Annotated in this window: 7 protein-coding genes; 5 read left to right on the forward strand and 2 right to left on the reverse strand. The window is 62.2% G+C overall.

The genetic code is table 11. The features are described 5' to 3' along the window. Positions 1 to 525: 525 nt before the first annotated feature. Together ACZ4SV_RS36245 and ACZ4SV_RS36250 are read right to left on the reverse strand one after the other, a co-directional pair. On the reverse strand, positions 526 to 804 hold the full coding sequence (locus ACZ4SV_RS36245) for a hypothetical protein (protein ID WP_080354857.1): 279 nt from the start codon (positions 802 to 804) through the stop codon (positions 526 to 528). Positions 805 to 810: 6 nt separating this feature from the next. Continuing rightward, positions 811 to 1,065 (reverse strand): hypothetical protein, encoded by a 255-nt coding sequence (locus ACZ4SV_RS36250; protein WP_049427005.1) that lies wholly within the window; start codon positions 1,063 to 1,065, stop codon positions 811 to 813. Between the two features lie 313 nt (positions 1,066 to 1,378). Here ACZ4SV_RS36250 and ACZ4SV_RS36255 point away from each other — a divergent pair, with 313 nt between their 5' ends. The 5 genes from ACZ4SV_RS36255 to ACZ4SV_RS36275 form a co-directional block, all read left to right on the forward strand. Continuing rightward, entirely contained in the window at positions 1,379 to 1,942 is a 564-nt protein-coding gene (locus tag ACZ4SV_RS36255; protein ID WP_146264675.1) for a hypothetical protein, read from the forward strand. 64 nt (positions 1,943 to 2,006) lie between these two features. Continuing rightward, complete coding sequence (locus ACZ4SV_RS36260; RefSeq protein ID WP_049427010.1) at positions 2,007 to 2,702, forward strand: ankyrin repeat domain-containing protein; 696 nt, start codon at positions 2,007 to 2,009, stop codon at positions 2,700 to 2,702. Beyond that, a complete protein-coding gene (locus ACZ4SV_RS36265; protein ID WP_080354855.1) occupies positions 2,699 to 2,845 on the forward strand; it encodes an ankyrin repeat domain-containing protein in 147 nt (48 codons plus the stop codon). The genes ACZ4SV_RS36260 and ACZ4SV_RS36265 overlap by 4 nt, the downstream gene beginning before the upstream one ends. Positions 2,846 to 2,906: 61 nt before the next feature. Further along, on the forward strand, positions 2,907 to 3,293 hold the full coding sequence (locus ACZ4SV_RS36270) for an H-NS family nucleoid-associated regulatory protein (RefSeq protein WP_049427012.1): 387 nt from the start codon (positions 2,907 to 2,909) through the stop codon (positions 3,291 to 3,293). Between the two features lie 734 nt (positions 3,294 to 4,027). Beyond that, positions 4,028 to 4,230 (forward strand): hypothetical protein (locus tag ACZ4SV_RS36275; protein WP_468011406.1); only part of this gene is annotated, 203 nt, incomplete at its 3' end.

Genomic DNA, 4,230 nt, shown 5'->3' on the forward strand with positions numbered 1-4,230 from the left:
CAGCCGCGCAACCCTGCCTGAATCGGCTTAGGCGGTCGTCCCTGGTCCCAGCTTCAGGTAATGGATCGGAGGCTGCCCCGTCAGAAAGTTGGCGTTCTCCTGAGGGATTCAGACTGGCTTTCGATCTTCATGTCTGCCATGAAGTAGTCTGGGATGGATGGTGAAGCGCAGGTTAGAAAACGATGCAAGGGGGAGGGGAGTGAGGAGTGCTCAGTATGATTCGCTTTGCAGCGCGCTCGATAGGATACATGGACAGCAAGCGCTGACGGATTTCGCCTCGGATTGGGGCCTCCACCGCAGTCCCAGCGAGGATGGCACAGTGGAGGTATGGAAAGGCGCGGCGATGGGGGCCGGCGTTGAGATCTTGTTGCTTCCGCCCGTGTCCGCTTCCAGCGACTGGGCCATCTCGACGCTGGTCACGGTCGGAGGCCGGGTCGAGCATGTCAGGCGGCGTCCGTTTCGGATCTGACGAAGAGTGGCTGCTAAACGCCTACCACGGCTTTCCTTGGTGCAGCCAATACTGGGTCAGCAGGGAGGCGGTGCGTCGGTTCGTCGACGTCGACGCCAAGCCAGGATCTGTCCCACCACGGCCGTGAGCAGCAGCAGGGCATTGGTCACCACAAACACCGTTGACCCCAAAAGTGCACTGTAGGCGGTGAACAGGGTCGACGCGGTCATCTGACCGACAAACAGCCATTTGGAGACCGTTTCCGGATGGGGAGACTGCCACTGTTTGATCATTTGCCGGACCAACGTGGCTATCAACACGGCGGTTGCAGTCCAGCCAAGAACATCAGGATGCATGGCCGCTCACCCGTCCTTTGGGTCGTGGACAGTTGAACCGTCTTGGCCGTGCGCCGGGCGCTTATGAGGCTCCTCAATGATTTCCTTGTTGAGGATGCGAACCTCGCCCACCATCAGCAGGCGCATGTCGCGCACGATGTAGTCGGCCAACGCCTTATCGGTGATGTCATCACCGGCGATGTCCAGCCGGAAGCCTTGGCCCTGAATCCCGCCCCCGTTGCTGAAATCAATCTCGAAATCAAAGCACACCCGCTTCTCCATGTTGCCCTCTCCATCGGTGAGACTGGGCGGCACTGAAAGGCCGCTTACTACGCTTAGAAGGCGATCATCGGCGTAAGGAGGGCAGCCCACAACTGGCCCCATGCCCGGATCTGAGGGCAGGCTCTCTGCCGTTCCCGCTTTCGGCGGTCGTAGAGTTTCATGTCCGCGCGATTGATGGTATCGGCCACCGATTCCGAGGGCCGACCAATGGCGCAACCGCCGGAAAAAGCGGATCGGTGCAGGTCAGCGTGGCCGAAATAGTGCGGCGGGCGTTGAACGATTTCTGACCGTGCCAGCACCCGTGGTGGTGCCCGTGTGCGACAAGATCCTGGCTTGCGGACACTACATCCACGGTCGCCAGTGGAAGCACCCGGAAACCCTCCGGGCCGTGTTTGAAAGTCGGCTCTACCTGCACCCGGCTGATCCGTCTGACGACACCGCAAGCGCTTGGAACTGGGTCAAGGCATGCTCGCCAGCGCAAGTGTGGACGCGCATGGGGGCTCCAACCCCAGCAGAGCTTGAGCGGGTCATACAGGCCGATACGAAGGCCCGAGATGCATTGCTTGCTCCGCGCTTGGAACTATCCGAGGAAGAAACGAGGCGATGCTTTGACGTTCGATTGATCGCCGGACTGGCCATGACCGTCGCCCGGAAAGGATGGCCAGGGGCGCCATTGATGCATGGCGCGTATGGCCGCCACTGGATCATCGAATCGACCGCGAGAAAGAGGGAAGATATCCTTCTGCAGGACATCGGATTGCGTGTCTGGGCCGAGACGATGGCCATGAAGGCCAATCGCGCCACCCAGCAGGCTGCATCCGATAAGACACGGGGCTCCGAAGGGTTCTTGGTGACGCACGAGGTGGGGAACTGCTGAAGCCGCTCCTGGGGCGCCCCCGGTAGCCGCTTTACTTTCGACGATTGCACGGTAGAACCTGGGGATGGACACGAAAACCACCCCCAGCATCACGGAGCTTCTCGAAACCTTTGAGCCCGAGGCGTGGGCCTCGCCCCCGACGTCGACCATCGCCAACCACGTTCAACGCACGTTGGGCGAGGGCGACCATCACCCTGCGCAGGTTCTCCAGGCTGCCGTGGCGTTTCTCCAGCAGCCGGTGGAAGGCGTGGACGGGTTTGGGGACCTGACCTGGGTCGCAGGGCCTGCCGAGCAGGGGTGGCCCTGGGTGAGGTTGGCGCTGGACTACGACGGCGAGAAAGCGGAGCTGGCGATGCTGGGGCCCATCACCCCGGAGAGCGTGGATGCCGCGCTTCACGACGAAAACAACGAACGCATCAGCGGGATCGTGCTGGACTACATCGATGAGCAGCTCGATGAAGAGGACCGCGCCGACACTCTGGCAGCCATCGCGATGGACGGGGTGGCGTTTCGCGAGCGCCAGCACCACGCTGAGCACCTCCAGCAGACCTGCGGTCGGCAAGCCTTCCTGGACGAAGCCGTGGAGAAAGGCGATTTGAAGCTGCTCCAGGCAGCATTGGGCCTGGGGGCGGCCGTCAATGCGCCGCGGATCGGCGGCAACACCGCGCTGCACGAGGCGATAGAGCGGGGGCACACGGGCTTGGTTGACCCCCTCCTTGAGGCTGGGCGCGGGTCAACGTCTTCAACCATGCCGGCATGACCCCGCTCCATTTGGCGTCCGACAAAGGCGGCACGGAAAGCTGCTTGCGGTTGATCGCCGAGGGCGTGGACGTGACGCTGAGTGACTTCCAGGGGCGAAGCCCCGTGGCACTGGCCCAGGGGAAGCCGGGGTTGAGCCGTTGAGGGTTTACAGTGGTCTCGCAAAACGGCAGGATCGGGGTTTGACCAACCCCAAGGGAAAACCGTGGCACTGACGCTCGAAGAAATCCGCAAGAAAAAGGCCGAAGCGGAGGCCTTGGTGGCCGAAATGGAAAAGGCCGAAGGCGACGCGCTGGCGGCCGAAGCAGTGGCCAGCTTTGCTGGCGTCTACGAGACCTTGCAGCAGTTTGGGCCGCATTACACGACCAAGCAGAAGAACGATCTGAAGGCGCTGCTGGAGCCGCGCCACGCTGCCACAACCAAGACGGGCACGAGCCGCCCTCCCAAGTTCCAAATCCCGGACGGCACCACCTGGGCAGGCACTGGCCGGCAACCCAGCGCTTTCCTCGCGTGGGCAGAAACCGCTGAAGGGAAGGCGTGGAAAAAGAAACACCCGGACCAAGAATGGCCGGCGCATCCGTTCAAGGCCTGATCGGATTTTCAGCGTTGCAGACAAAGCCCCGGTTTTCCGGGGCTTTTTTGTGGGCGTTGAACCAAGGCAAGGCAGAGCGGGGGCTGGGGCGGGAGCCCCGGCCCTGGGCCGTTCCTCCCCGGAGGGGGCTTTTCAGGCGCGGCCCCGGGCCGCGTTCTTTTAAAGTGCGTTGGAAAAAGGGCGGGTGGGGCCTCGGCTTCCACCGGGCCCGGTGCTGGGCGGGAAATGTGCTGCGGTTCAAGTTTTCCGGCGATCTGCGGCCCTTATGGCGGTTTTGATATTTAGTCGATAAAACGTAGGGTGAAAGTATTGCGATTTTTTTGAGGGGGCTTAGTTTGAGTGGGTAGTGAGGGAATGCCCCCTCTTCAAAGGTTTTCTAATGATTGCTTGCGCTATTGGCCGGTCAGGCTTTGTTGCCCTTGGTTATCGGGGGGTCTTCTAATGGCCCACCACCACGCCAGGCCCCTCCAACTCAAGTCGGGCGAATGGGGCGCCCGGGTGCCCGCCCCGAATGTTCGGAACGGCGACAGGCTCACTGTGGTTGCCCGGAGCGGCAGCTCCTGGGAAGCCGTGGTGGTCGGCGTGGTTTGGCAAGGCCCGGAGGTCGCGATTTGCCAAACCGCCCGGGGGCTCATGCAGTGCGGGTGCTGCGGGGAAGTGGGGCAGAAAGGGGCCTACCCCTTCTCAACGTATCCGGCAGAAATGCAGCGTTGCGACGATTGCGGGGGGGCTGCATGAAACCCCCAGCAACGCGTCGCCGCCGCTATTTCGCCTATCAACGCCGCTCTGGGTCCACGTGCTACTTCGACAAGGACATGCACGCCCACCTCCAGCGGTATCCCCACACCATCGGCCATTACCAGCTCACGCGTTTCCTGGGCACTTCCGCGTTGCTGACCGCTGAAGAAGCGGCCGCCCAAGGATGGATGGCCAAGCC

Source organism: Streptomyces sp. NPDC027672 (assembly GCF_055566335.1).

What these genes read in the sequence shown, in the direction of transcription:
- ACZ4SV_RS36250 (WP_049427005.1), bottom strand. Translation starts at nt 1,065, where the DNA reads ATGGAGAAGCGGGTGTGCTTTGATTTCGAGATTGATTTCAGCAACGGG.
- ACZ4SV_RS36265 (WP_080354855.1), top strand. Translation starts at nt 2,699, where the DNA reads ATGACCCCGCTCCATTTGGCGTCCGACAAAGGCGGCACGGAAAGCTGC.
- ACZ4SV_RS36260 (WP_049427010.1), top strand. Translation starts at nt 2,007, where the DNA reads ATGGACACGAAAACCACCCCCAGCATCACGGAGCTTCTCGAAACCTTT.
- ACZ4SV_RS36245 (WP_080354857.1), bottom strand. Translation starts at nt 804, where the DNA reads ATGCATCCTGATGTTCTTGGCTGGACTGCAACCGCCGTGTTGATAGCC.